The organism is Mesorhizobium comanense, assembly GCF_005503535.1.
Taxonomy (GTDB): Bacteria; Pseudomonadota; Alphaproteobacteria; order Rhizobiales; family Rhizobiaceae; genus Mesorhizobium; species Mesorhizobium comanense.
Genome location: NZ_SCNN01000005.1, coordinates 237339 through 263547, shown reverse-complemented (window position 1 = coordinate 263547; position 26209 = coordinate 237339). Strand labels below are relative to the sequence as shown.

29 protein-coding genes and 1 tRNA gene are annotated in these 26209 nt (G+C 62.7%); 8 read left to right on the top strand and 22 right to left on the bottom strand.

Annotation, left to right across the window (positions count from 1 at the left end):
* The first annotated feature begins 3 nt into the window (after window positions 1–3).
* Window positions 4–723 (top strand): DUF599 domain-containing protein, encoded by a 720-nt coding sequence (locus tag FFS37_RS11865; protein ID WP_137931130.1) that lies wholly within the window; start codon window positions 4–6, stop codon window positions 721–723.
* Here FFS37_RS11865 and FFS37_RS11860 read toward each other — a convergent pair.
* The 7 genes from FFS37_RS11860 to FFS37_RS11830 form a co-directional block, all read right to left on the bottom strand.
* Window positions 696–1493, bottom strand: coding sequence for a YdcF family protein (locus tag FFS37_RS11860; protein ID WP_137931129.1), 798 nt, complete (start codon window positions 1491–1493; stop codon window positions 696–698). The genes FFS37_RS11865 and FFS37_RS11860 overlap by 28 nt on opposite strands.
* Window positions 1494–1521: 28 nt before the next feature.
* Entirely contained in the window at window positions 1522–3087 is a 1566-nt protein-coding gene (locus tag FFS37_RS11855; RefSeq protein WP_137931128.1) for an amidase, read from the bottom strand.
* Window positions 3087–3542, bottom strand: coding sequence for a GNAT family N-acetyltransferase (locus FFS37_RS11850; RefSeq protein WP_137931127.1), 456 nt, complete (start codon window positions 3540–3542; stop codon window positions 3087–3089). The genes FFS37_RS11855 and FFS37_RS11850 overlap by 1 nt, the downstream gene beginning before the upstream one ends.
* A 7-nt stretch (window positions 3543–3549) precedes the next feature.
* A complete protein-coding gene (gene gatC / locus FFS37_RS11845) occupies window positions 3550–3837 on the bottom strand; it encodes an Asp-tRNA(Asn)/Glu-tRNA(Gln) amidotransferase subunit GatC (RefSeq protein ID WP_137931126.1) in 288 nt (95 codons plus the stop codon).
* A gap of 74 nt (window positions 3838–3911) precedes the next feature.
* Entirely contained in the window at window positions 3912–4769 is an 858-nt protein-coding gene (locus FFS37_RS11840; RefSeq protein ID WP_232375630.1) for a radical SAM protein, read from the bottom strand.
* Between the two features lie 35 nt (window positions 4770–4804).
* On the bottom strand, window positions 4805–5221 hold the full coding sequence (locus FFS37_RS11835) for a hypothetical protein (protein WP_137931125.1): 417 nt from the start codon (window positions 5219–5221) through the stop codon (window positions 4805–4807).
* 24 nt (window positions 5222–5245) lie between these two features.
* Window positions 5246–5953 carry a metal-dependent hydrolase gene (locus FFS37_RS11830; protein WP_137931124.1) on the bottom strand — a complete coding sequence of 236 codons (708 nt, stop codon included), beginning with the start codon at window positions 5951–5953 and terminating at the stop codon, window positions 5246–5248.
* Window positions 5954–6076: 123 nt separating this feature from the next.
* Between FFS37_RS11830 and ruvX the strand changes: the two genes are divergently transcribed.
* The gene (gene ruvX, locus FFS37_RS11825; RefSeq protein WP_137931123.1) at window positions 6077–6583 is read left to right on the top strand and encodes a Holliday junction resolvase RuvX; all 507 of its coding nucleotides are present in this window, start codon (window positions 6077–6079) and stop codon (window positions 6581–6583) included.
* Here ruvX and FFS37_RS11820 read toward each other — a convergent pair.
* The 3 genes from FFS37_RS11820 to FFS37_RS11810 form a co-directional block, all read right to left on the bottom strand.
* The gene (locus FFS37_RS11820) at window positions 6501–6842 is read right to left on the bottom strand and encodes a DUF6105 family protein (protein ID WP_137931122.1); all 342 of its coding nucleotides are present in this window, start codon (window positions 6840–6842) and stop codon (window positions 6501–6503) included. The genes ruvX and FFS37_RS11820 overlap by 83 nt on opposite strands.
* Window positions 6842–7390, bottom strand: coding sequence for a hypothetical protein (locus FFS37_RS11815; protein WP_137931121.1), 549 nt, complete (start codon window positions 7388–7390; stop codon window positions 6842–6844). Before FFS37_RS11815 ends, FFS37_RS11820 begins: the two co-directional genes overlap by 1 nt.
* Window positions 7391–7537: 147 nt before the next feature.
* A complete protein-coding gene (locus FFS37_RS11810; protein ID WP_137931120.1) occupies window positions 7538–9166 on the bottom strand; it encodes a DNA alkylation response protein in 1629 nt (542 codons plus the stop codon).
* Between the two features lie 212 nt (window positions 9167–9378).
* On the opposite strand from FFS37_RS11810, the gene FFS37_RS11805 reads away from it, so the two are divergent.
* The 5 genes from FFS37_RS11805 to FFS37_RS11785 all read left to right on the top strand — a co-directional run bounded on the left by FFS37_RS11805 (window position 9379) and on the right by FFS37_RS11785 (window position 13868).
* A complete protein-coding gene (locus FFS37_RS11805) occupies window positions 9379–10359 on the top strand; it encodes an aspartate carbamoyltransferase catalytic subunit (RefSeq protein WP_137931119.1) in 981 nt (326 codons plus the stop codon).
* The gene (locus FFS37_RS11800; protein WP_137931118.1) at window positions 10356–11642 is read left to right on the top strand and encodes a dihydroorotase; all 1287 of its coding nucleotides are present in this window, start codon (window positions 10356–10358) and stop codon (window positions 11640–11642) included. Before FFS37_RS11805 ends, FFS37_RS11800 begins: the two co-directional genes overlap by 4 nt.
* A 62-nt stretch (window positions 11643–11704) precedes the next feature.
* Window positions 11705–12292, top strand: coding sequence for a glycerol-3-phosphate 1-O-acyltransferase PlsY (plsY, locus tag FFS37_RS11795; protein WP_137931117.1), 588 nt, complete (start codon window positions 11705–11707; stop codon window positions 12290–12292).
* Between the two features lie 14 nt (window positions 12293–12306).
* Window positions 12307–13443 (top strand): DNA-processing protein DprA, encoded by a 1137-nt coding sequence (gene dprA, locus FFS37_RS11790; RefSeq protein ID WP_137931238.1) that lies wholly within the window; start codon window positions 12307–12309, stop codon window positions 13441–13443.
* 167 nt (window positions 13444–13610) lie between these two features.
* Window positions 13611–13868, top strand: a complete 258-nt coding sequence (locus tag FFS37_RS11785) for a hypothetical protein (RefSeq protein WP_232375629.1) — start codon at window positions 13611–13613, stop codon at window positions 13866–13868.
* 196 nt (window positions 13869–14064) lie between these two features.
* Here the strand turns inward: FFS37_RS11785 and FFS37_RS11780 are convergent.
* A tRNA-Lys gene (locus FFS37_RS11780) sits at window positions 14065–14140 on the bottom strand.
* A gap of 299 nt (window positions 14141–14439) precedes the next feature.
* Here FFS37_RS11780 and FFS37_RS11775 point away from each other — a divergent pair.
* Window positions 14440–14916: a BA14K family protein gene (locus FFS37_RS11775; RefSeq protein ID WP_137931115.1), complete on the top strand. Its 477-nt coding sequence runs from the start codon at window positions 14440–14442 to the stop codon at window positions 14914–14916.
* Window positions 14917–15009: 93 nt separating this feature from the next.
* Here FFS37_RS11775 and FFS37_RS11770 read toward each other — a convergent pair whose 3' ends face one another.
* The 11 genes from FFS37_RS11770 to FFS37_RS11720 form a co-directional block, all read right to left on the bottom strand.
* Entirely contained in the window at window positions 15010–15510 is a 501-nt protein-coding gene (locus FFS37_RS11770) for a DUF6882 domain-containing protein (RefSeq protein ID WP_232375628.1), read from the bottom strand.
* A 9-nt stretch (window positions 15511–15519) separates the two neighbouring features.
* The gene (gene glpK / locus FFS37_RS11765) at window positions 15520–17013 is read right to left on the bottom strand and encodes a glycerol kinase GlpK (protein WP_137931114.1); all 1494 of its coding nucleotides are present in this window, start codon (window positions 17011–17013) and stop codon (window positions 15520–15522) included.
* 11 nt (window positions 17014–17024) lie between these two features.
* The gene (locus FFS37_RS11760) at window positions 17025–17534 is read right to left on the bottom strand and encodes a hypothetical protein (RefSeq protein WP_137931113.1); all 510 of its coding nucleotides are present in this window, start codon (window positions 17532–17534) and stop codon (window positions 17025–17027) included.
* A 59-nt stretch (window positions 17535–17593) separates the two neighbouring features.
* A complete protein-coding gene (locus FFS37_RS11755) occupies window positions 17594–19318 on the bottom strand; it encodes an ABC transporter substrate-binding protein (protein WP_137931112.1) in 1725 nt (574 codons plus the stop codon).
* A gap of 79 nt (window positions 19319–19397) precedes the next feature.
* Window positions 19398–19685, bottom strand: coding sequence for a DUF2160 domain-containing protein (locus tag FFS37_RS11750; RefSeq protein ID WP_137931111.1), 288 nt, complete (start codon window positions 19683–19685; stop codon window positions 19398–19400).
* A 3-nt stretch (window positions 19686–19688) separates the two neighbouring features.
* Complete coding sequence (locus tag FFS37_RS11745; RefSeq protein WP_137931110.1) at window positions 19689–20609, bottom strand: carbohydrate ABC transporter permease; 921 nt, start codon at window positions 20607–20609, stop codon at window positions 19689–19691.
* Window position 20610: 1 nt separating this feature from the next.
* Complete coding sequence (locus FFS37_RS11740; protein ID WP_137931109.1) at window positions 20611–21477, bottom strand: carbohydrate ABC transporter permease; 867 nt, start codon at window positions 21475–21477, stop codon at window positions 20611–20613.
* On the bottom strand, window positions 21478–22560 hold the full coding sequence (locus tag FFS37_RS11735; RefSeq protein ID WP_137931108.1) for an ABC transporter ATP-binding protein: 1083 nt from the start codon (window positions 22558–22560) through the stop codon (window positions 21478–21480). It abuts the gene before it with no gap.
* A gap of 10 nt (window positions 22561–22570) precedes the next feature.
* Window positions 22571–23650 (bottom strand): ABC transporter ATP-binding protein, encoded by a 1080-nt coding sequence (locus FFS37_RS11730; RefSeq protein ID WP_137931107.1) that lies wholly within the window; start codon window positions 23648–23650, stop codon window positions 22571–22573.
* Between the two features lie 41 nt (window positions 23651–23691).
* Entirely contained in the window at window positions 23692–25218 is a 1527-nt protein-coding gene (gene glpD, locus FFS37_RS11725; protein ID WP_137931106.1) for a glycerol-3-phosphate dehydrogenase, read from the bottom strand.
* Between the two features lie 125 nt (window positions 25219–25343).
* Window positions 25344–26111, bottom strand: coding sequence for a DeoR/GlpR family DNA-binding transcription regulator (locus tag FFS37_RS11720; RefSeq protein WP_137931105.1), 768 nt, complete (start codon window positions 26109–26111; stop codon window positions 25344–25346).
* Window positions 26112–26209: the final 98 nt, after the last annotated feature.

The following is a 26209-nucleotide window of genomic DNA, read 5'->3' as shown; positions in this document are numbered from 1 at the left end:
CCAATGGCCAGTTCCTCCTACCTGTCGGCAGCTGATATCGCGGCGCTTGGCTTCTTCCTGCTGGCATGGCTCCTGCACACGCTCGCCTCGGACGGCAGGCTGGTCAGCCGCATGTCGCTCACGACCGCCATGAATGCGCAACGCGAAGCCTGGATGCGCACCATGGCCGAGCGCGAGATCCGCATCGTCGACACCGCGATCATGAACGGCCTGCAACAAGGCACCGCTTTCTTCGCCTCCAGCTCGCTGATAGCGCTCGGCGGCTGTTTCGCTCTGCTCGGCGCATCCGACCGGGTGCTCGAGGTGCTGAGCAACCTGCCTCTCGGCGGCGCGCCGTTGCGGGCGGCTTTCCAGATAAAGGTGCTGGGGCTGGCGCTGATCCTGGCCTTTTCGTTCTTCAAGTTCGGCTGGGCCTACCGCCTTTTCAACTACTGTTCGATCCTGATCGGTGCCGTGCCGATCCCGCATGGCGAAGCTTCGCGCAATCCGGTCACCGAAACGGCGGTGTGGCGCGCCACGCAGATGAACATGCTGGCCGGCAAGCATTTCAACTCCGGCCTGCGCGGGGTGTTCTTCTCGATCGGTTATCTCGGCTGGTTCGTCGATCCGGTCGTGTTCGTGCTGTCGACGATTCTGCTTCTGGCCGTTCTGGTGCGGCGCCAGTTCTTTTCGGCGGCACGGCGGGCCGTCATCGGTCAGCCGCCCGGCGCCGGAAAGGGCTGATCGATCCGGCCGGAAAGCCAATAGGCGAAAAGCCCGATCCATTCGCGGATCGCGATCGTGGTTGCCTGCAGCGAGTCGCCCGGGTTGTCGCGGAACAGGCCGATGCCTTCCTGGCCGGAGGTGCGGTAGTCGACAGGCCAGGCAACCGTGGCGAAACCCGCCTTGTCGAACAGCGCCTTGGCGCGCGGCATGTGGAAGGCCGACGTCACCAGCAGCCAGGTCTCGCCCGGCTTCGGTTGGACCAGATTGCGGCTGAAGACGGCATTCTCGTAGGTGTTGCGGGACTTGTCTTCCAGGATCAGCCGGTCAGCCGCAACACCCAGCGCGCCAAGCAGGCGGGGTGCCGTGTCCGCGTCACCCTCTCCATCCAGGAATAGCGAACCGTTGCCGCCGGACACGACCACTTTTGCCTGCGGGAAGCGCCGGGCGAGGATGGCCGTCTCCACCATGCGGTCGCCGCCGCTGTTCAGCTCATAACCGCCGCGCGCCAGATTGATGGCGCCTTCGAAGCCGCCGCCCAGCACGACGATGCCATCGACTTTCTCCGGCAAAGGCGGCTTGGGAAAGCGCTCCTCGAGCGGATTGAGCATCATGGCGCCGAGCGATGTCCATGCCGACAGAGCCAGGATCAGAAACGCCAGAACGCTGGCTGTGGCGGCGAGCCGCCGCCGGCTGATCGTCCTCGCGATCAGACCCGCCAAAAGCAGGAAGATCGCCAGGTTGACCGGCTGGATGAAGAACCAGAATATCTTCGACAGATAGAAGAACATCCCTCACCCCTTTAGATGAGAGACAACGTCACCACCATTTCTCGGGCTGGAACGTGCCGGCCGCCTGCTCGATGACGCCGGCGGTCTGGAACAGCGTCTCCTCTTCGAACGGCCTGCCGATAAGCTGCAGGCCAAGCGGCAGGCCCTTGGGATCAAGCCCCGCCGGCACGGCGATGCCCGGCAACCCGGCCATGTTGACGGTCACGGTGAAGATGTCGTTGAGATACATCTTGACCGGATCGGCGGCCATGTCTTCGTCGGCGATGCCGAAGGCGGCGGATGGCGTCGCCGGCGTCAGGATGACGTCGACACCGGCGGCGAAAACGTTCTCGAAGTCGCGCTTGATCAGGTTGCGCACTTTTTGTGCCTGCAAGTAATAAGCGTCGTAATAGCCGGCCGACAGCACATAGGTGCCGATCATGATGCGGCGCTTGACCTCGCGGCCAAAGCCGGCGGCGCGGGTCTTCTCGTACATCTCGACAATGTCCTTGCCCGGCACCCGCAAGCCATAGCGGACGCCGTCATAACGCGCCAGGTTGGACGACGCCTCGGCCGGCGCCACGATGTAATAGGCCGGTAGGGCGTACTTGGTATGCGGCAGCGAAATGTCGACAATCTCGGCGCCGGCGTCCTTCAGCCAGGCAATGCCTTTTTGCCAGAGCGCCTCGATCTCCTCGGGCATGCCGTCGACGCGGTACTCCCTGGGAATGCCGACCTTCATGCCTTTGATCGGCTTGCCGATCGCAGCCTCGTAGTCCGGCACGGGCCGGTCGACCGATGTGGTGTCCTTGGGGTCGACCGAAGCCATGGATTTGAGCAGGATCGCGGCGTCGCGCACGTCGCGCGCGATCGGCCCGGCCTGGTCGAGCGACGAGGCGAAGGCGACGATGCCCCAGCGCGAGCAGCGGCCATAGGTCGGCTTGATGCCGACCGTGCCGGTGAAGGCCGCTGGCTGGCGGATCGAACCGCCCGTGTCGGTGGCCGTGGCGCCGGCGCACAGGAAGGCGGAGACGGCCGTAGCAGAACCACCGGAAGAACCGCCCGGCACCAGCTGGGCATTGTCCAGGCTGCGCTGGGTCTTGGTGCCGCCGGCCGAGACAAAGCCACCGTCGCCCTGATGGGTCGTTGGCATCACCACCGTGTCGACGCGCGAGCGCCGCCACGGATTGATGACCGGACCGTAGTGGGATGTCTCATTGGACGAGCCCATGGCGAACTCGTCCATGTTGAGCTTGCCCAGCATGACGGCGCCGTCAGCCCACAGGTTCGAGGTGACGGTCGATTCATAGCGCGGCTTGAAACCGTCGAGCACATGGCTGCAGGCCTGGGTGTGCACGCCCTCGGTGCCGAACAGATCCTTGATGCCAAGCGGAATGCCTTCCAGCGCACCGCCCTCGCCCTTGACCAGCCTGGCGTCGGACGCCTTGGCCATATCGCGGGCCTTGTCGCCGGTGACCGCCACATAGGCGTTCAGCGCCGGATTGGCGCGATCGATCGCCTGGAGATAGGCCTCGGTAATCTCGGTCGCGGTGATTTCCTTGGCGCGCAGCTTGGCGCGGGCTTGCGAAATCGTCAGTCGGGTCAGGTCGCTCATCAAAAGCTCTTTTCGTAAAACACCGACCACGGGGAGTCGGGATAATCCAGCACCGGGCCGCAGCGTGAAAAGCCGGCGCGCTCGTAAACGGTCCACGCGGCCGGATGGCGGTCGCCGGTCTCCAGCACCAGGCGCTTCAACCCTTCTTCGCGAGCCAGCGCCTCGACACGTTCGACGATTTTGGCGCCGATCTTGCGGCCGCGATGCGTGGGCCGCGTGTACATGCGCTTGACCTCGCCGACCGCGTCGCCGTGACGCTTGAGCGCGCCGCAGCCGATGGCAAGGCCATCGTCACGGGCGATTAAGACGGTTGTGTCTTCGCCCGCCATCTGTTCGACGGTCAGGTGGTAGCAATGTTCCGGCGGCGTCAGTTCGAGCAGCGTCGCGTTGAGCTCGGCGACCAGGCCGCGCACATCGTCCTGCAGCGGCGTCTCGACGGCGATCTCGATTGCCATCGGCCCGCTACTCCACGACCTTCGGCACGAGGAAGAAATTCTCTTCGGTCGCGGGTGCGTTGGCGACGATATCGGCAGCCTTGTTGCCGTCGGTGACGACGTCCTGCCGCTTCTTCATCTCCATCGGGGTCACCGAGGTCATCGGCTCGACGCCGGAGACATCGACTTCACTGAGCTGTTCGACGAAGCCCAGAATGGCGTTCAGCTCACCGGTCATGCGTTCCGCGTCCTCCTCGCTCACCGCGATGCGGGCGAGACGCGCGACGCGCTTCACAGTCTGAAGATCAACGGACATATTCTTGCCTCGGGGAAAACCAGTCCGGGCTATAGCGGCGCCACGCGCCACGCGCAACATCCATCATGCGAAGCCTAGGCTGGCAAACCTGCCTGCCCCCTTTGACGATGCAAAGGATTGGGCAGTTCGAAAAGGCGCGGCTTCGCCGCACACATACCGCAAGCCTGTTCGTCCTCCAGCGCAGCGAAGGCGCGCAGTTCGGCGTCGGAGCAATCCGGATCGAGCGGACGATAGGCGAGATAGGGATCCCACTTCCCGGAGAGTTGGTACTTTGCCTTCTGCATCGGCAGATAGGCCAGCGGCGCGCATTTCCAGATCTGCCCGTCATGCAGTTGCTTGCAATGGCGGGCCGGGCAGATCTTCCAGCTGGCGCGAGGATCGCCATCCTCGAAAGGCAGCATGGCGCCGCCAAAACCTTCGTAGCGCCGGGTCCAGTTCTTGTCCGAGGGACGGATGTCGACGCGCAGCTTGTGTTCCCCCTGCCATGTCTCCAGAAGCTCGAAGATCGGCCGCAACCTTTCCCGATATTCATCCGAATCGTGATGGACCGAGACGATCAACTTGTTGTCCGCGTCGGCGGCAAGAATGCCTGGCAACGTCGGATGGCGGTGCAGGAAGAAGCCATTGCTGATGATTTCGATGCGCGTATCGGGCCAGTGACGCCGCACCAAGCCGACAAAATCGGGCAACCGCGGATGGATGCTTGGCTCGCCGCCAAGCAGCGTGAACCGCTTGACCGAGACGCGCCGGCTCCACAGCTTCATCCATTGGTCGGCATCCTCGAGCGAAACGGTGCCGGCATGGCCGTGATTGGAGTAGTGCGAACAGCTCTCGCAGGAGAGATTGCAGCCGTGAGCGACATGCAGCTCCAGATTCCGGAACACAGGCTGCTTTGCGCGCAGGAGCAACGCCATCCGTTTGAGTATTGCCATCGAACACAGTCCCCCACGAACCGATCATCGTCCCATTATGGCGGCGCTATTCCCTCGCACAAATAGTAGCTGCCGCTGTTGCCGCTCGCCTCGCTTTCGTTGTCGATGGGCCGGACGGATACGAGGTCGAGTTGCGTCGGACTGACCCGCGTCACCGAAAGCACATCGGGAAAGACATAGCCCGGCTCCCGGCAGATGGCCGTCACAGCCCAGCTTGGCGAGCGTGTCGCCTTGCTGATCTGGACGAACTCGCAGGTATACTCGACGCCCTGCAAGCCATGCGCCGACAGCACGATGTTGCCGGTGTCGATCAATGTCTGCAGCGTATCCTTCCTGGCCTGCGCGCAAAGCTCCTCTGACTGGAGATAGACCCCTTCGATGAAATCATCGGCAGCGAGCGCCGGAGACGCCGCGACAAACATCGACACACAAAGAGATCGCCTCAACACCATGATTTAATTCCGCTTTCCCTACCTCTAAATGGTAATTGTCTCTCCAATCCGAGGCAATGCGACCTTGACGCCCGAGCCTTCAAGTCCCGCCTCGAACTTCTCCGGGGTCGCATCGATCATCGGAAAGGTGCCGAAATGGCACGGGACGACCGTGTCGAAGTTGAAGAAGCGGCGGCAGGCCAGGGCAGCCACCGCGCCGCCCATGGTGAAGCGGTCTCCGACCGGCACGATGCCGATCTTGGGTTCATGCAGCTCGTTGATCAGCGCCATGTCGGAAAAGATATCGGTATCGCCCATGTGATAGAGCGTCCTGTCGTCAGGGAAATGCAACACCAGCCCGCCAGGATTGCCGAGATAGACATTTTTGCCGCCGTCCTCGCCAAATGACGAGGAATGCATTGCCTGGACAAATGTCGTGGTGAAGCCGCCGCAATCGACGGTGCCGCCGATGTTGCCGGGATTGATCTTGCTGCCGTCGGCTCCCTTGCCGACCAGATACATACAGATTTCGAAATTGGCGACCAGCTGCGCGCCGCTCTTGCCGAGCACTTCCAGCGCGCCGCTGATGTGGTCGCTGTGCCCGTGCGTCAGCAGGACATGCGTGATCCCCTCCGCCGGCCCTTCCCAGCCACCCGTCCAGGAGGGGTTGCCGATCAGATAGGGGTCGATGAGGATCTGGGCGGCGCCGGTTTCGATGCGGAAGGCCGAGTGGCCGTACCAGGTCAGTTTCATGAATGCGTTCCTCGATTTTTGCCCGGCCGGACGATAGAACGGTCACGGCCTTCATATCGAAGGGTACAGCGTTCGCGATGCATCTGGAAGAATGCCAGACGCCGAAAAAGATAAGGAAATCCATTGGCAGTCATCACGATCGAGCAATTGCCGGCACGGCTCGCCGATGGCAGGACCCTGGCGGGCCTCGATCTCGGCGACAAGACTATCGGCGTCGCGGTTTCCGACCGGGGATTCTCGTTCGCTCATCCGCGGCCGGTCATCATCCGGCGGAAATTCTCACTCGACGCCGCCGTGCTCCTGGCCCTGCTGGAAAAGGAAAATGTCGGCGCGGTGGCGATCGGGCTGCCGATCAACATGGACGGCTCGGAAGGCCCGCGCGCGCAGAAATCGCGTGCGTTCGTGCGCAACATGGCGCAGCTGAGCGAGCTGCCGTTCGTGTTCTGGGACGAGCGGCTATCGACGGTGGCAGCCGAACGCACCTTGATCGAAATGGATTTCTCGCGCGCCAAACGCGCCGGCAAGATCGATTCGGCCGCGGCCGCCTTTATTCTGCAGGGAGTTTTGGACCGGCTTCAGTCGCTCGATGCAACCGATCGAACGGAACCCGATCCACCTCGCGCCGCTTGATCCAGCTCCAGATTTCGCGGCGGCGGCGAAATGCCCATATCGCGATCAAAAGGAAGCCGTCGAAGACGCAGGCCTTGGCCACCATGCCCGGGATGATCGCCGGATCGATACCGAGCATCTGGCCGTAGAGCTGAAAGACGAAATCGTGAAGCTGCCGGCTGAGCATGACATAGCCGAAATTCATGTCGTTGAGCGACAGGTAGAACCAGCCCCAGAACAGAGCCATCGGAGCGGCCCACAATGCGAAGATGTAACGCATCAGCGGCCTCCCTTCCCGTCCGAACCCGTACGGCCCGATATCAGCGAGAGCAACGAGTTATGGGCAGCGGCCTTTGCCATGCTGTGCGCCGTGGCGCGGACATCGCCCTCATCGGCCATCACAGCGGACCGCCGCTCGGCAAGCATGGCGACGTAAGAGGCCAACAGCGCGGCCAGTTGCACGGCGACGACCATGAACAAGCCATTGATACCCTGGGCCGCACCGCCGATCATGATCAGCGACAGCACGCCCGAGGCGGAGATGAAGGCGATGCGAACGACGCTGTCGGCACCGGGACTGCCGGCATCGTTCATCAGCGTATCGACAAAGGCCCAGAAGAACAGCACCGACACGACCAGCAGTGCGGTCGCCAGCGGCGCTACCACCACGACGCTTTCCAGATCGACCAGCCGGGCGCTCTCGGCGGCCACTCCAAGCATGCCGAGCGCTGCCGCGACACCACGGTTTCCATCGATGCAGATCACCGCGAGCAGGGCGAAAACGATCGCCCAGTGCGCGGACAGAAATGAGGTCAAAAGGTGTCGCATCGTGATTCCTGCTTCGACAGGAATGACAGTGGGCTTTGCGCCGCGCCGCCGCAATGGAAACCATTTGTTAAGGTTAACGGCGCAGCGGAAGCCGGCGGATAATGACGCAACTCCCGCAGACCAGCCGTCCCGACTCCCCCGGACGGCTCAGTTCACAGGCGGATAGAGCGTATCGATGATCATGCGCGCATCGTGGCGTGAATCGATCATGCCATAAGTGTTGCGCCACTGCCCAGCCAGGCGGGTTTCGACAAAGGCATCGGCAATCCGCCCTGCCCCCAGCCGGCGCAATTCGGCCGCCGCGGCCGACAGCGCCAGTTGTTCGGTAAGCAGCCGGGCCGAGCCCTCGTCGGTCGAAGCGACCTGCATCGCCGCCTTCAGCACGCCGATCGTGCCACGCCCGCCGGCGCCGAGGTCGCGGTCTATGCCGGCCAGCACCTCCTCGAACAGGCCAGGCGCGCGGCCGAGCACGCGCAGCACGTCGAGTGCCATGACGTTGCCCGATCCCTCCCAGATCGCGTTGACCGGCGCTTCGCGATAGTAGCGGGCAAGCGGCGCCTCCTCGACATAGCCATTGCCGCCGAGGCACTCCATCGCCTCGTAGAGCAGCGGCGGCGCGATCTTGCAGACCCAGTATTTCACAACAGGCGTCATGGCGCGGGCGAACGCCGCCTCGCCGCGATCGCTGGCGGCCTCGTCGAAGGACCGTGCCAGCCGGAACGACAGCGCGGTCGCGGCCGCGACATCGAGCGCCATGTCGGCCAGCACGCGCTGCATCAGCGGCTGCTCGATAAGCGTGGCGCCGAACACCTGGCGATGCCGGGCGTGATGCACAGCCTCGGCAAGACCGGCACGCATGATCGCCGAGGACGCCACCGCGCAGTCGAGCCGCGTCAATGTCACCATGTCCATGATCGTCTTCACGCCGGCACCGGGTTCGCCGACCATCTCGCCGATGGCGTTGACGAATTCGACCTCCGACGATGCGTTGGAGCGGTTGCCAAGCTTGTCCTTCAAGCGCTGGAAACGGAAGCCATTGCCCGACCCGTCACCAAGGACGCGCGGCACGAGGAAACAGGACAGCCCTTCCGGCGCCTGTGCCAGCACCAGGAACGCATCCGACATCGGCGCCGACATGAACCATTTGTGCCCGGTCAGGCGAAAGAACCCGCTGCCGGCACGCTCGGCCCTCGTCACATTGGCGCGCACATCCGTACCGCCCTGTTTCTCGGTCATGCCCATGCCCAGCGTCAGCCCGGTCTTTTCCACCGGCGGCTTCTGGCTCTGGTCGTATTTGCGCGTCGTGACGCGCGGCGCCCATTCGCGGAACAGTTTTGGGCTGGCCATCAGCGCCGCCAGCGAGGCGCTGGTCATGGTGATGGGGCAAAGGTGGCCGGTCTCGAGTTCGGCGGTCAGATAGAACCGTGCCGCGCGCACCTGATGGCGACGGCCGATCTCTGCATCACCGTTCTCCCAGACCGAGGAATGCAGGCCGTTCGCCACCGAGCGGCGCATCAGTGCGTGATAGGCCGGGTGGAATTCGACCAGGTCGATGCGCCGCCCCTGGCGGTCATGCGTCCTCAGCCTTGGCGTGTCGACATTGGCAAGGCGCGCCAGTTCCTGCGCTTCCTGCGTCAGGACAAAGCGGCCAAGGCCATCGAGATCCTTGCGTACCGGATCGGAAAAGCGTTCCGCAAGCTGGATCAGCAACGGATCGCCCCGCCAGGCGTTGCCGCCTGTCTGCGGCGGCGGCTGGTTCGTCACGTCGTCGGTCACGCCCAATCCTTCTGTCGGCCGAAAGGTCCATATCGTCGGATAGCCACGAATCCAAGACCGTCGGCTAGATATAGCCCAAGCCCTGCTTCGCGCGCGACGAAAATACCGGTCGATATAATCGGCTATCTACACGAAAAAATTGAGGAGAACGGCTCCAATCCAAAGCAGGTGCTTGCGGCCACAAAATCCGCACCCTATAGCAGCGCCTTGAGATGACCGACGCCTCGTCCCTGCCACTCTATCCCCACCGACACCTTCTGGGCATCAGCGATCTTTCGCCCGGAGACATCGAGCTGTTGCTCGACAGGGCGGACCGGGCTGTCGCCATTTCGCGGCAGTCGGAGAAAAAGACCTCGACGCTGCGCGGCCGCACGCAGATCAACCTCTTCTATGAGGCCTCCACCCGCACGCAGTCGTCGTTCGAGCTGGCGGGAAAGCGGCTCGGCGCCGACGTCATGAACATGTCGGTGGCAAGCTCCTCGGTGAAGAAGGGCGAGACGCTGATCGACACCGCGATGACGCTGAACGCGATGCGGCCGGACATATTGATCATTCGCCATCAGTCGGCGGGTGCGGCGGCACTTCTGGCCCAGAAAGTCGGCTGCTCCGTCGTCAATGCCGGCGACGGAGCGCATGAGCACCCGACACAGGCGCTGCTCGACGCGCTCACCATCCGCCGCGCCAAGGGGCCGCTGTCGAAGCTGATCGTGGCGATCTGCGGCGACATCCTCCATTCGCGCGTGGCGCGCTCCAACATCATGCTGCTCAACGCCCTCGGCGCGCAGGTGCGGGTAGTGGCGCCCTCCACCCTGCTGCCCTCCGGCATAGACCGGATGGGCGTGATCGTCTGCCGCTCGATGGCGGAGGGCCTGAAGGACGCTGACGTGGTGATGATGCTGCGTTTGCAGCGCGAGCGTATGGAAGGCGCTTTCGTGCCGTCGGTGCGCGAGTATTTCCGCTATTTCGGCCTCGACGCCGAAAAGCTGAAGGCCGCCAAGCCGGATGCCATGGTGATGCACCCGGGCCCGATGAACCGGGGCGTCGAGATCGCCTCGGAAATCGCCGACGGCCCGCAAAGCGTCATCCAGGAGCAGGTTGAGATGGGTGTCGCCGTGCGCATGGCGGTGATGGAAGCGCTGCTCGACCCCCGTCGCAACCAACAGGGCCGCAACCAGGAGGGTCGCGGCCCATGAGCACGACGGTCTTCGAACGCGCACGCATCATCGATCCCTCGCGCGGCATCGATGAAATCGGCTCCGTCATGGTCGATGGCAAGAAGATCGCCGCTGCCGGCAAGGCGGCGCTGAACCAGGGCATTCCCGAGGGTGCGGCCGTGATCGACTGCGCCGGCAAGACGATCATTCCCGGGCTGATTGACGGCCGCGTGTTCGTCGGCGAACCGGGCGGCGAGCATCGCGAGACCATCGCTTCGGCAAGTGTGGCCGCGGCGGCCGGTGGTGTAACATCAATCGTCATGATGCCCGACACCGACCCCGTCATCGACAATGTCGCGCTGGTCGAGTTCGTGCTGCGCACGGCACGTGACACCGCGAGCGTCAACATTTTCCCGGCGGCCGCCATCACCAAGGGCCTCGCAGGCCGCGAGATGACCGAATTCGGCCTGCTGCGCGAGGCCGGTGCCGTCGCCTTCACCGATGGCCGCCACACCATCGCCAACTCGCTGGTGATGCGCCGTGCCCTGACATACGCACGCGATTTCGGCGCTACGATCGTCCACGAAACGCAGGACGCCGATCTCGGTTCGTCCGGTGTCATGAACGAAGGCCTTTACGCGAGCTGGCTCGGTCTTGCCGGCATTCCGCGCGAGGCCGAGTCCATCCCTCTCGAACGCGATCTGGCCCTGGCGCGCCTGACGCGCGGCTCCTACCATGCGGCGAAGATTTCGACCGCAATGGCCGTAAACGCGGTAACACGAGCCAAGGCCGACGGCGCCGCCGTGACGTCAGGCGTGTCGATCCATAATCTTTCGCTCAATGAAAACGATGTCGGCGAATACCGCACCTTCTTCCGGCTGACGCCGCCATTGCGTGCCGAGGAAGACCGGCTGGCCATGATCGAGGCGGTCAAGGACGGCACGGTCGACATCATCGTCTCCTCGCACGACCCGCAGGATGTCGACACCAAGCGCCTGCCCTTTGCGGACGCCGCCGCCGGCGCCATCGGGCTGGAGACGCTGCTTGGGGCAGCCTTGCGGCTCTACCACAATGGCGACGTGCCTCTGCTGCGGCTGATCGAAACCTTGTCGACGGCGCCGGCAAGGCTGTTCGGATTGCCCGGCGGCACGCTGACGCCGGGAGCCGTGGCCGACCTGACGCTAGTCGATCTCGACGAACCCTGGATCGTCAGCGAAAGCGGCATCCGCTCGCGCTCGAAAAACACCTGTTTCGAAGGCGCGCGGCTGCAAGGCAAGGTCTTGCAAACGCTGGTGGCGGGCCGCACAGTGTTCCGCGCCTAGGAACGCATCCTGGCGCCACCTGAAGCCGCTACAAGCCGGCGATGGGAAATGCGGGGGAAACAATGACTTACGGCCTGATCCTGGCCCTGGTGTTCGGCTACCTCCTGGGGTCGATTCCGTTCGGACTGCTTTTGACTCGTGCCGCTGGCCTCGGCGATGTGCGCAAGATCGGTTCCGGCAATATCGGCGCGACCAACGTGCTGCGCACGGGCAACAAGGGACTGGCTGCCGCGACGCTTCTGCTCGATGCGCTGAAGGGCACGGCCGCAGTTCTGATTGCTGGCCATTTCGCGCCTGAAACGGCGGTCTGGGCCGGCCTCGGCGCCTTTCTTGGTCACCTCTTTCCGGCTTGGCTCGGCTTCAAGGGCGGCAAGGGTGTCGCCACCTATCTCGGCGTGCTGATCGGCCTTGCCTGGCCGGTGGCGCTGATCTTCGCGCTCGTCTGGCTGCTGATGGCGTTTCTGTTGCGCTACTCCTCGCTGGCGGCGCTGACGGCAGCCGTCGTCGTGCCGATCGCTCTCTATTTCATGAGCACGCCACAGGTGGCCCTGCTGTTCGTGGTGATGAGCATCATCGTCTTCATCAAGCACCGGGCCAACATTTCCCGGCTGCTTGCCGGAACCGAAGGCAAGATCGGAGCCAAGGGGTGAGCGAGCACGCCACCATGGTCAGCGAACCGGCCGCCGGCCCACGCCTCAGCGACCGGCAGCGGCTGAGCTGGCTGCGGCTGATCCGCACCCCGAATGTCGGCCCTGCTTCCTTCCGCGACCTGATCAACCGTTTCGGTTCGGCCGAGGTGGCGCTGGAAATGCTGCCGGAACTGATGATTTCAGGCGGCGCGAACCGGATCGTGCGCATCCCTTCGCCAGCCGAAGCCGAGGCCGAGATGGAAGCCGCCCGGCGAGCCGGCGCGCGCTTTGTCGGAATCGGCGAGGCCGACTATCCATCGCTGTTGCGCAACATGGACAATCCGCCGCCGCTCCTGGCGGTCAAGGGCAGCGGTGCCGTGTTCCGCTTGCCGGGGATAGCCATCGTCGGCGCCCGCAACGCATCGCTGGCTGGCGTCAAGATGGCGCGTGTGCTGGCCGCCGACCTTGGTGGCGAGGGCTACGCGATCGTCTCCGGTCTGGCGCGCGGCATCGATACCGCGGCGCACCGGGGCAGTCTTGCGACCGGCACCGTCGGAGTGCTGGCGGGAGGCCTCGACCTGCCCTACCCGCCCGAGAATGCCGGACTGTGCGAGGAGATTGCCGAACGCGGCGCGGTCATTTCGGAAATGTCGTTCGGCTGGCAGCCGCGCGCGCAGGACTTCCCCCGCCGCAACCGCCTTGTCGCCGGCGCCTCCCTCGGGCTTGTCGTTGTCGAGGCGGCGCAACGGTCGGGATCGTTGATCAGCGCGCGGCTGGCGGGCGAAATGGGCCGGCTCGTCTTTGCCGTGCCAGGCTCTCCTTTGGACCCGCGCGCGGCTGGCACCAACGGCCTGCTCAAGGACGGCGCCACGCTTGTCACGGAGGCGTCGGACATTTCCAGGGCAATCGCGCCGCTGACCGGCATGCGCGCACCTGAAGTGCCGCCATTCGAAGAACCGCCGGACTTTTCAGCCACGCCGCCGCCCGGTGACAGCGACCGCGCCAAGGTGACGGAGGCGCTTGGCCCGGCGCCGGTTTCGGTAGACGAAATCATCCGCCACACAGGTCTGCATCCCGCGCAGGTCTTCATGGTGCTTTTGGAACTCGATCTCGCTGGCAGGCTGGAGCGCCATGCCGGCGGCAATGTTTCGCTGGTTTTCGGGCCTCCTTGAAGCTTCCTGCGAGCTACCGAAAGCTTCGCGCGCCGCCCGTTCTGCCTCCGATCGCCGGCCAGCCCATGCCAAGCACGACACCGTGAACACCCGTCTTGCTCGCTTGTAACGCCCCCTCTCCAGCACTACGCTCCCCTGGGGTGGCGACTACTCAAGGTGAGATGCTTATGAAGGTCGTCCTGATTTCGGCAATGATCGCGTTTGTTGGCGCAAGCACACAGGCGCAGGCTATCGGTTGCATATCGGGTGGCGCGGCCGGTGCCGTGGCTGGACACTATGCCCACCATCACGCCGTGCTTGGCGCCATCGGCGGCTGCGTCGCCGGCCACGAGCTTCATAAAAAGCAGAAGGCGGCGAGAAAGCAGCAACAGCTGCAGCAGCAGGACAAAACGCAGCAAACAACAGCGCCAGCCACGGCACAATAGATTTCACGGACGATCATTTTCTTCAAGCGGCCAATCGCGATGTCAGCCAGCTGCCGCGTCACGCTGCATGAATCAAAGCGGGAACAGGCAGCGAACGGACCGTGCGAGAAAACTTTTCTAGCACGGTCGCACATTTTCTCGCCGCCTCTGCTCCAGAGGCCAAAAGGCTAAGCGATTGATATTTCAGGTGAAACTATGGTGAGCGCGATGGGATTCGAACCCATGACCTACTGATTAAAAGTCAGTTGCTCTACCGGCTGAGCTACGCGCTCCCGCGGGCGCGGACACGGCACCCTCGAAATTGCGCGGAACATAGGGAGAGTGCCTCGGCCGGTCAACCGGAAAAAACGGGCCTTCAGGCGAGCTTCACCGGTTATCCCGTCCCCCACGTCCGGCTATCCCCATTGCGGCCGATGTCGGCATTTGAAAAGGCCCGATGATCTATCCCCCAGCATCAATGTCGAGCCGCAGAAACATTACAAATCAGCAACTTGGCTTTTTCAACCGGAACAATTCATGCAGCCCCCCGTTTTGCCTGGGACAAGGGACGTCACCTCTCAAGGAGAACCGCATGAACAAGGTCATCTCAGGTTTACTGGCCACCACATTGTCAGTTTCATTCGCGGTCGCAGCCGCGATCCCGGCTGAAGCAGCGCCTGCCTTTATGCCGCTGACTGCTTCTACCTCACCCGACATTCAAACGGTGGACTACAAGCCGTGGATGAAAAACCGCCATTTCCGCGGAAACCGGAATTTCAACGGCAACCGCAATTTCTATCGCGGCGGTAACGGCTCTTACTGGAATGGTCATCGCGGCTACCGCGAATACCGGCCCGGCTACCGCCGTCACGGCGACTACTGGTTCCCGCTTGCCGCCTTTGCCGCCGGCGCACTGATTTCGGGTGCGATCGTCAACAGCGAGAACAACCGCGCCCAGGGCAGTTCTCACGTCCAGTGGTGCTATGATCGCTACAAGAGCTACCGGGCTTCCGACAATACCTTCCAGCCCTATAACGGCCCGCGCCAGCAGTGCCGTTCGCCTTACTGATCCAAGACTGAGCATCAGGGACAGGCGTAAGGATAAGGCCCGTATCGAAGACGATGCGGGCCTTTTGCAAGGATTGGTCGGCGAGCCGTCGTATCAGCTCGCCCAGCCAACGCTTTTAAGGACCAGATAAAGGCCGCCGCCCTCGCCGCGCGGAGATCGGTAGGCACCGAGCGCGGCGCAGACCCGCACCATCACTGCCGTCAATTGCCAGCCTAGTGCCTCCAGATCATTTTCCATGTCGGTCACATAAGGCTGGTGAAGTGCAGCGATATCGTTCTCCTCACCGAAAGAGCGAGCCCGCTTTGCGTCGCTGAGAAGGCCGCTTGGCAAGTTTGAGTTTGACGAGGCCCAAAGCCAGTTGCCGGCTTTGGCGCTCGTCGAGCCTGCGATCTGAATCTCGGCGACAACTTTGACCGCCCCCTGCTCCGAGAACAGAAGCTTGCCGGTCGTCAGGTCATAGTCATAACGCGGCCAGTGGCCGAGGCGAAACTCCTTCTCCAAGGCTGCGTTCTTGGCGACCAGTTGTTCAAAAGCCTCGTCGCGCCATTCGGGATACCAGTCCGGCTGCATGCCACCACCCTCAAGCCGTTTCATGGCGACCCCTCATGGCACGCTCAGGGTCCGGCGCACAGCATCGCGCCAGCCCGCCAGCTTGGCGGCGCGTGCAGCGGACTCCATATCCGGTTTGAAGCGCCGCTCGAGTGCCCAGCTCTTGGCGAACTCCTTCGCCTTTGGCCACACACCCGCTTTCGAGCCGGCGAGCCAGGCGGCGCCCAGCGCGGTCGTTTCAAGAATTGTCGGGCGATCGACAGGGGCATCGAGGATGTCGGCCAGCCGCTGCATGGTCCAGTCCGATGCCACCATGCCGCCGTCGACCCTGAGCACCGTCTTGGCCGTGGCGCCCTTCCAATCCTTGTGCATGGCGTCGAGCAGGTCGCGGGTCTGGTAGGCGACGGACTCCAGGGCGGCACGGGCGAATTCGGCCGGGCCGGAATTGCGGGTCAGCCCGAAGATCGCGCCGCGCGCTTCGGCGTCCCAATGCGGCGCGCCAAGCCCGACGAAGGCCGGCACCAGATAGACATCCTGCGTTGGGTCGGCCTGGGCCGCCAGCTCGCCGCTCTGCTCCGCCTTGCCAATCACCTTGATGCCGTCGCGCAGCCATTGCACGGCGGCCCCCGCTATGAAGATCGAGCCCTCCAGCGCGTAGGTGGTCTTGCCGTTCAGCCGGTAAGCGATGGTGGTCAGGAGCCGGTTCTTCGAGCGCACCAGATCGGCGCCGGTGTTGAGCAGCGCGAAGCAACCGGTACCGTAGGTGGATTTCATCATGCCCGGTTCGAAACAGGCCTGGCCGATGGTTGCCGCATGCTGGTCACCGGCAACGCCGAGGATTCTTATCTCGGCGTCGAACAGGTTTTTCTCCGTGATTCCATAATCATCGGCACAATCCTTGACCTCAGGCAGCATGGCGGCGGGTATGCGCAGGATGGAAAGCAGTTCATGGTCCCAGGCATTCTCGGCGATGTTGTACACCAGGGTGCGCGAGGCGTTGGTGGCGTCCGTGGCGTGTACCTTGCCGCCGGTCAGCCGCCAGATCAGGAAACTGTCGATGGTGCCGGCGATGAGTTCGCCCTTTTCCGCGCGTTTCCTGGCGCCCTTCACCTTGTCCAGCATCCAGGCGATCTTGGTGCCTGAAAAATAGGGATCGAGCAGCAGGCCGGTCTTGCGGGTGAACTTCTTCTCCAGCCCCTGTTTCTTGAGCTTCTGGCATAAGGGCGCGGTACGCCGGTCCTGCCAGACAATGGCGTTGTGGATCGGCTTGCCGGTCGCCTTGTCCCAGATGACGACGGTTTCGCGCTGGTTGGTGATGCCGATGGCGGCGATTTCAGCGGCGGTGCGGCCTGCAGCCTTCAGCGCTGCCTTCACAGTCGCCACCACGCTCGCCCAGATTTCTTCCGGGTCATGCTCGACCCAGCCAGAGGCCGGATAATGCTGGGTGAATTCTTGCTGGCCGGTACCGGCGACCTTCATGTCCTTGTCGAACAGGATCGCCCGGGTCGATGTCGTACCTTGGTCGATGGCGAGGATGTGTCTGGTCAAAGTTGACAACCCTATCTGATTTCAAGTTTGCCCCGATGCAGGCCAAGCCCGATCGGAGCAACGCAAACAGTCAAATCCGCCAATTTCTCACCCGCGTTCAAGGCCCTGGAAACGGCGTCGGCATAGCTCGAGGCTTTTCCAACAGTTTGTACGGTGGGCGCGGGGAGCAGGTCGCGAGCAAGCGCCTCATGGATGAGTTGAGCGATTGGGTGCGTGGCGACTTTAAAGCCATGGCCCCGGCCATGCCGGTCGCATAGCACGTATTCAAAATCCTTTGGCGCGGAGAGCTTTCTCAATGCATGTTCCGCGATGATCTCTGGAACCAGCTCGAAAGCCAGTCGCAGTTCCGGATTCTGCAGAACTTGCTTCAGTCGATCCGATTCAGATCCGCTTTCACGATCATCTGAAACGTGCAGCTCGGCCAATTCAAGGGCCAAATCCACAGTGAAAAGCGGCTCACCGTTCTCACCTCTTGTGGCTGGAGCCCAACGTTCAGCAAGCCGAAAAAGCGAGGAAATCACTGGCCGCTCCGAAGCGTTCGCCGGGGCACCATGCCCCGGCAAACTGTAGTTGCAGAAACTTACTTCTGCCAGCTCTTGACCAGCTCGTCGTAGTTGATGGTCTGTGGCTTTTCCTTCTCGTTCTCGATCTTCAGCTGAGGAGCGAGATTGCCGGCCTTGACCGCGTCGGCGTTCCAGTAGGCAAGGTCATGCTCTTCCGCCAGCTTCGGCCCGATGTCGCCCTGGACACCGGACTTCTCGATGCGGCCCATGACCTTTTCCTGCTCGGCGCAGAGCGAGTCCATCGCTTCCTGCGCGCTCTTGGCGCCGGAAGACGCATCGCCGATCGCCTGCCACCAGAGCTGTGCCAGCTTCGGATAGTCCGGCACGTTGGTGCCGGTCGGCGACCACTGGACGCGAGCCGGCGAGCGGTAGAACTCGATCAGGCCGCCGAGCTTCGGCGCGCGGTCGGTGAAGCTCTTGTCGTGGATGGTGGAGTCGCGGATGAACGTCAGGCCGACATGGCTCTTTTTCACGTCCACGGTCTTGGAGGTCACGAACTGGGCATAGAGCCAAGCCGCCTTGGCGCGGTCCTCGGGCGTGGACTTCATCAGCGTCCAGGAACCCACGTCCTGGTAGCCGAGCTTCATGCCGTCCTTCCAGTAGACGCCGTGCGGCGACGGAGCCATGCGCCATTTCGGCGTGCCGTCATCGTTCATGACCGGCAGGCCGGGCTTGACCATGTCGGCGGTGAAGGCCGTGTACCAGAAGATCTGCTGGGCGATGTTGCCCTGCGCCGGCACCGGGCCGGATTCGGAGAAGGTCATGCCCTGCGCTTCCTGCGGCGCGTAGGCCTTCAGCCAGTCCAGGTATTTTTGGATCGAGTAGACGGCGGCCGGGCCATTGGTATCGCCGCCGCGCGCCGTGCAGGAGCCGACCGGCTGCGACTTTTCGTTGACCTTGATGCCCCATTCGTCGACCGGCAGGCCGTTCGGGATGCCTTTGTCGCCGTTGCCGGCCATCGACAGCCAGGCGTCGGTGAAGCGCCAGCCGAGCGAGGGATCCTTCTTGCCGTAGTCCATGTGGCCATAGACCTTCTTGCCGTCGACATCGCGGCCGGTGAAGAACTCGGCGATATCCTCATAGGCCGACCAGTTGACCGGCACGCCGAGGTCATAGCCGTACTTGGCCTTGAAGTCGGCCTTGTTCTTCTCGTCGTTGAACCAGTCGTAGCGGAACCAGTAGAGGTTGGCGAACTGCTGGTCGGGAAGCTGGTAGAGCTTCTTGTCCGGCGCGGTGGTGAAGGAAGAGCCGATGAAGTCCTGCAGGTCGAGGCCCGGATTGGTGACGTCCTTGCCCTCGTTGGCCATCCAGTCGGTCAGGTTGCGCACCTGCTGGTAACGCCAGTGGGTGCCGATCAGGTCGGAATCGTTCACCCAGCCGTCGTAGAGGTTCTGGCCGGTCTGCATCTGGGTCTGGATTTTCTCGACGACGTCGCCTTCCTGGATGACGTCATGCGTGACCTTGATGCCGGTGATGGCGGTGAAGGCCGGTGCCAATGTCTGCGATTCGTACTGGTGCGTGGTCAGGGTTTCCGAGACGACCTTGATTTCCATGCCGGCGAACGGCTTGGCGGCGTCGATGAACCACTGCATCTCTTTTTCTTGATCGGCGCGTGATAGGCTCGAAAGATCGCCTATCTCCTTGTCCAGAAAGGCTTTTGCCTCATCCATGCCGGCATAGGCGTTGCCCACGCCGAGCAATAGCACAAGGGCAGTTGTCGATGTTAGAAATTGGCGTCGCATGTGTTTCCTCCAGTTGTCAGGTTTCAAGTGCGATCTGGAGCGGCCGCCTGCACGCGGCCGCTCCAACTTTTTTCCCCCTCTATACGTAGCGGAACACGCCAACGGCGTAGACCACGGAGAGAGCGAGAGCCCACCAGAGGCTCGGTCCGACCAGACCCAGCCAGGCAAGATGGATGAAGGCGCTGCCAAGCAGCGAAACGAAGAGACGGTCGCCGCGCGTCGTCTCGAAGCGAAGCACGCCGACGCGTGGATTTCCGCCCGGCGAGGCATATTCCCACACACCCATGCCGACCAGCAGCAGCGCGATGACGGTGAAGAAGGCGGCCGTCGGCCAGGTCCACGCCATCCAGGAGAAGTCGAGGTTCATGGATCACACCCTCCCCAGGGCGAAGCCCTTGGCGATATAATTTCGCACGAACCAGATGACGAGCGCGCCGGGGATCAGCGTGAGCACGCCGGCGGCGGCCAGCAGCCCCCAGTCCATGCCCGATGCTGACACGGTACGGGTCATTGTCGCGGCGATCGGCTTGGCGTCGGTCGTGGTCAGGGTACGGGCGATCAGCAGTTCCACCCACGAGAACATGAAGCAGAAGAAGCAGGCGACGCCGATGCCGCTGGCGATCAGCGGCATGAAGATCTTCAGGAAGAAGCGCGGGAAGGAATAGCCGTCGATATAGGCGGTTTCGTCGATTTCCTTCGGCACACCCGACATGAAGCCCTCCAGGATCCACACCGCCAGCGGCACGTTGAACAGGCAGTGCGCCAGCGCCACCGCGATATGCGTGTCGATCAGGCCGAAGGCGGAATAGAGCTGGAAGAATGGCAGCGCGAACACCGCCGGGGGCGCCATGCGATTGGTGAGCAGCCAGAAGAAGAGATGCTTGTCGCCAAGGAAGCGGTAGCGCGAAAAGGCATAGGCCGCCGGCAGCGCCACGGCGACCGAGATCACCATGTTCATGACGACATAGGTGATCGAATTGATGTAGCCGGAATACCAGGCCTTCTGCGTGAAGATCGTATAGTAATTGGCCAGCGTCGGCTGATGCGGATAGAGCGTCAGCGAGTTGACGATCTCCGCATTGGTCTTGAAGCTCATGTTGATGAGCCAGTAGATCGGCAGCAGCAGCAGGAAGATGTAGAGCGTCGGCACGATCCACCACCAGCGCGATTCCTCGCCGCGACGGCGCATGCGCCTGTCGAGTTCGCTCTGCGACAGCGAGCTCGCCAGCCGCTCGGAAGCGGCCGCGCCGTTCATCGCGTTCCGCTCCGTTCTTTCGTTGGCGCCGCTCATCTCAGCGCTCCGCGTCGTAGTTGGTCATCACGGTGTAGAACACCCACGACAACAGCAGGATGATGAGGAAGTAGACCAGCGACATGGCGGCCGCCGGGCCGAGGTCGAACTGGCCAAGAGCCGTCTTGACGAGGTCGATGGACAGGAAGGTTGTCGAATTGCCCGGCCCGCCGCCTGTGACGACGAAGGGTTCGGTATAGATCATGAAGCTGTCCATGAAACGCAGCAGCACCGCGATCAAAAGCACGCGCTGCATCTTCGGCAATTGGATGTAGCGAAAGACAGCCCAGCGCGAGGCGCCGTCGATCTTGGCTGCCTGATAAAAAGCGTCGGGGATCGAAACCAGCCCGGCATAGCAGAGCAACACGACGAGACTGGTCCAGTGCCAGACATCCATGACGATGATGGTCACCCAGGCGTCGAACGGATCCTGCACATAGTTGTAGTCGATGCCGAGCGCGTTGACGTAGTAGCCGAGCAGACCGATGTCGTTGCGCCCGAACACCTGCCAGATGGTGCCGACGACATTCCATGGAATCAGCAGCGGCAATGCCATCAGCACCAGGCAGACAGGCACGCCCCAGCCCTTCTTAGGCATGTTGAGGGCGATGAAGATGCCGAGCGGCACCTCGATGGCCAGGATGATGAAGGAAAAGATCAGATTGCGGGTCATCGCTTCCCAGAAGCGATTGGAATGCAGGAGTTCCTCGAACCACTCCGTCCCGGCCCAGAAGAACACGTTGTTGCCGAACGTGTCCTGCACCGAGTAGTTGACGACGGTCATCAACGGGATGACGGCCGAGAACGCCACCAGCACTAGCACCGGCAGCACCAGGAACCAGGCCCTGTTGTTCCAGGTCTTTTCCATCTAGGCCCCCACCTCGACGCGCCCCATCTCAACTATCCAGGAATCGGCGTAGATGTTGATGCCGGCCGGATCGAACCGCACTTTCGGCTCGGCCGGGACCGTCTCGTCCTCGCCGATGACGGCTGCTATGTCGCGGCCCTCCAGCCTGGCGCGCACGACCTTGTGGCGGCCGAGATCCTCGACCTTGCCGACCTGGACAGCCATGCCGTCGCGGCCGAGCCTGACATATTCGGGGCGGATGCCCAGTTCGACCGCGCCGCCAGCGGCCTTGGGCACCCCCGGCAATTCGATGCGCTGCGAGCCCAGCGTCGCCGTCCTGCCTTCGACCGCCACCGGCAGGACGTTCATGCCGGGCGAGCCGATGAAATAGCCGACGAAAGTGTGGCGCGGCCGCTCGAACAGCTCTGCCGGCGTGCCGATCTGGACGATGCCGCCATCATACATGACCACGACCTGGTCGGCGAAGGTCAGCGCCTCGGTCTGATCGTGGGTGACATAGACCATGGTGTAGCCGAAGCGACGGTGAAGCTGCTTCAACTGCGAGCGCAGCACCCACTTCATGTGCGGGTCGATGACGGTCAGCGGCTCGTCGAACAGGATGGCGTTGACATCGGAGCGGACCAGGCCGCGGCCGAGCGATATCTTCTGTTTCTGGTCGGCGGTCAGGCCCCTCGCCTTCTTCTTCGCCCACGACGCCAGGTCGATCATGTCGAGCGTCTCGCGCACCTTGCGGTCGACGTCGGCCTCCGGCACGCCACGATTGCGCAGCGGGAAGGCCAGATTGTCGTAGACGGTCATGGTGTCGTAGATGACCGGGAACTGGAACACCTGCGCGATGTTGCGCTCTTGCGTCGACAGATTGGTTACGTCCCTGCCGTTGAACAGCAACTGGCCGTGCGAGGGATGAAGCAGCCCCGAAATGATGTTGAGCAGCGTGGTCTTGCCGCAGCCGGAGGGACCGAGCAGCGCATAGGCGCCGCCATCCTCGAAAGCGTGATGCACTTCCCGAAGCGCGAAGTCTTCATCCTTCTGCGGGTTCGGCAGGTAGGAATGCCTGACATGGTGGACGTCGATGCGCGCCATATCGCCCTCCTCAAGCCGCCAGTTTCGGCGCGGCCACGGCGCGGCCGTGCCCGTCGAAGACCATGATGTGACGCGGGTCGATGAACACTTCGACCGCCGCGTCGGTCTCGAAATCCCTGATGCCGTGGGTCAGCATCACCCAGCGCGCATCGGCGAAATCCAGATGGATGAAGCTTTCCGAGCCGGTGATTTCGGTGATGGTCACCTTTGCCCGTACCGGCACCGCAGAGGCATTGGGACGCTCGAGCGAAAGATGGTGCGGCTGGAAACCGATCGTATAATTGCCGTCGGCAATGCCTGCCAGATCCGAAGGCACGGGCAGCTTGACGCCGCCATCGAGCAGGAAGTGGCCGCCCTTCTTGGCCAGCACGATGGTGTTGAGCGGCGGGTCGGCGAAGGTTTTCGCCGTCACCAGGTCGACGGGCTTGCGGAAGACATCGATGGTCGGGCCGAACTGGGTGATGCGGCCCTCTGACAGCGTCGCCGTGTTGCCGCCGAGCAGCAGCGCCTCGTGCGGCTCGGTCGTGGCATAGACGAAGATTGTCCCGGCGGCGGCGAATATCCTCGGCAGTTCGGCGCGCAGTTCCTCGCGCAGCTTGTAGTCGAGATTGGCAAGCGGCTCGTCAAGCAGCACCAGGCTGGCATTCTTGACGATGGCGCGCGCCAGCGCGGTGCGCTGCTGCTGGCCGCCCGACAGGCTGAGCGGTGTGCGGTCGAGATAGGGCGTCAGCTTCAAAAGCGCGGCGGCCTCGCGCACCTGGCTTTCGATGCCGGCCTGTTCGATGCCAGCCACCCGCAGTGGCGAGGCTATGTTCTCGTAAACAGTCATCGCCGGATAGTTGATGAACTGCTGGTAGACCATGGCGACGTTGCGTTTCTGCACCGGCTGTCCGGTGACGTCCTTGCCGTCGAACCAGACCGAGCCGGACGTCGGCTTGTCGAGGCCGGCCATCAGCCGCATCAGACTGGTCTTGCCGGAAAGCGTGGGGCCAAGCAGGACGTTGAGCGAGCCGTGCTTGAGGGTCAGCGAGACGTCACTGATATGCTCGACAGCACCCACTGTCTTGGTGACGTTCCTCAGTTCCAGCATGCTGCCTCCTCCCAGGCTTTCTGCATCGGCTCAAGACCTCATCATTCGGCCGCCGCAACATGCCTGCGGCTTATGCCGTGCATGAATTCGTCCAATGCGGCGACCTGCTCGCGGCTGAGATGCAGGCCACGCTTGGTGCGCCGCCACAGCACATCCTGCGCGGTGAGAGCCCATTCGTTTTCAACGAGATAGCGCACCTCGGCCTCATAGAGGTCGCCACCGAAATCGCGGCCGAGATCCGCATTCGACTTGGCGAGGCCAAGCAGGACAGATGCACGTGTGCCGTAAAGCCGGGTAAGCCGGCGCGCGATACGCGCATCGAGAAAGGGGTAGGCCGCCTTCAGCTTCGCCACCTGCGCATCGAAACCGGTGGCCGGGAAATCGCCGCCCGGCAGCGGCGCATCCGAAGTCCAGGGCTTGCCGCGTTTGCCGAGAAAACCCTCGATCTTCTCCAGCATCGATTCCGACAGGCGGCGATAGGTGGTGATCTTGCCGCCGAAGGCATTGACCAGCGGCGGGGTGCCCTCGCCGCCATCCGCCTTCAGCACGTAGTCCCGCGTGGCTTCCTGCGCCTTGGACGCGCCATCATCATAGAGCGGGCGCACCGCCGAGTAGGTCCAGACAATGTCCGAGCGCTTGACCGGCACCGCGAAATACTCGCTGGCGGCGGCGCAGAGATAATCGATCTCGGCATCAGAGATCTTCACATCGTGCGGGTCACCGGGATGATCCTGGTCGGTGGTGCCGATCAGCGTGAATTCTTCCTCGTAGGGAATGGCGAAGATGATGCGGCCATCCTTGTTCTGGAAGAAATAGGCGCGCGGATCGTCGAATTTCTTGGCGATGACGATATGGCTGCCCTGCACCAGGCGGACATTGTGCACATTGTTCTGGCCGACGACGCCGGAAAGCACATGATCGACCCAGGGTCCCGCGGCGTTGACCAGAAGCCGCGCCTTGACCTCCTCGGTCTCGCCGGTCCGCAGGTCTTCGATGCTGATCGCCCACAGGCCGTTTTCGCGGCGCGCGGCAACCACTTTCGTGCGGGTTCGTATCGTTGCGCCCCGGTCGGCGGCATCACGCGCGTTCAACGCCACAAGGCGGGCGTCGTTGACCCAGCCATCCGAATACTCGAAAGCCTTTTTGAACAATGGCTTCAAAGGCTTGCCGGCCGGATCGCGGGTCATGTCCAGCGTCCTGGTAGCCGGCAGCAGTTTGCGGCCGCCAATATTGTCGTAGAGGAACAGACCGAGCCTGATCAGCCAGGCCGGGCGCAGCCCCTTGGCGTAGGGCAGCACGAAGCGCATTGGCCAGATGATGTGCGGCGCGTTCTTCCACAGAACCTCGCGTTCCATGAGCGCTTCGCGCACCAGCCGGAATTCGTAGAATTCGAGGTAGCGCAGGCCGCCATGGATCAGTTTGGTCGAGCCGGAAGAGGTCCCGCTGGCGAGATCGTCCATCTCGGCCAGAAACACCGAAAACCCGCGCCCAACGGCATCACGGGCGATGCCGCAACCATTGATGCCGCCGCCTATGACGAAGATGTCCCGGACTGAAGACGTGTCCACTTAATTCCTCCACGATTTCGCATTGCACCAATTTTGGTCTTTTGCGAAACCGTGGCGGAATTATTTCGAACTAATAACGAATGTCAAACGAAATATCACAAGCTCGTGAGCATGGCGTGAAGCGCTCAGCCAGTCGATGTCTCGATCAGCTGAACCTCGGCCTCCTGGCAGATCCTACGCACCGAGGGAATGTCGCATCGATCGGTGATGAAGGTGTTGACCTGCGAGAGATGGCCGATGCGCACCGGCGCGGTTCGCTCGAATTTGGTCTGGTCGGAGACCAGTATGACGTGCCTGGCGTTGGCGATGATTGCCTGCGCCACCTTTACTTCGCGAAAATCGAAATCGAGCAAAGCGCCGTCATGGTCGATCGCAGATGCACCGATCACGGCGTAGTCGACCTTGAACTGCCTGATGAAATCGACCGCTGCTTCGCCGACAACGCCGCCATCAGAACCGCGCACGACCCCACCGGCAATCACCACCTCGATTGACGGATATATCCGCATCCTGTTGGCAACATTGATGTTATTGGTGATGACCATCAGGCCGTTGTGATCGAGCAGCGCCTTGCTGACGGCCTCGGTCGTGGTGCCGATATTGATGAAAAGCGAAGCATTGTCGGGGATCAGCCTGGCCGCGGCGCTGCCGATCGCCTCTTTCTCCTCGGCCGCGATCTTGCGTCTCGCCTCATACTCCATGTTCTCGATGCCGGACGGAAACAGAGCACCACCATGGATGCGCGAAAGCAGGCGCTGATCACAGAGATCGTTGAGATCCTTGCGAATGGTCTGAGGCGTCACATTGAAATGAGACGCGAGGTCATCGACCAGCACGCGGCCATTGTCCTTCGCCATCTGGATGATTTCGGCGTGGCGTGGCGACAGATACATCAGGCAAGCTCCCGTTTTCGCTTTTCTTGCTTATAGCCGAAAACGAAAACAATGAAAAGGCATGAGCCGGCTAACTGAATTTGATTGATTGCAAAGGA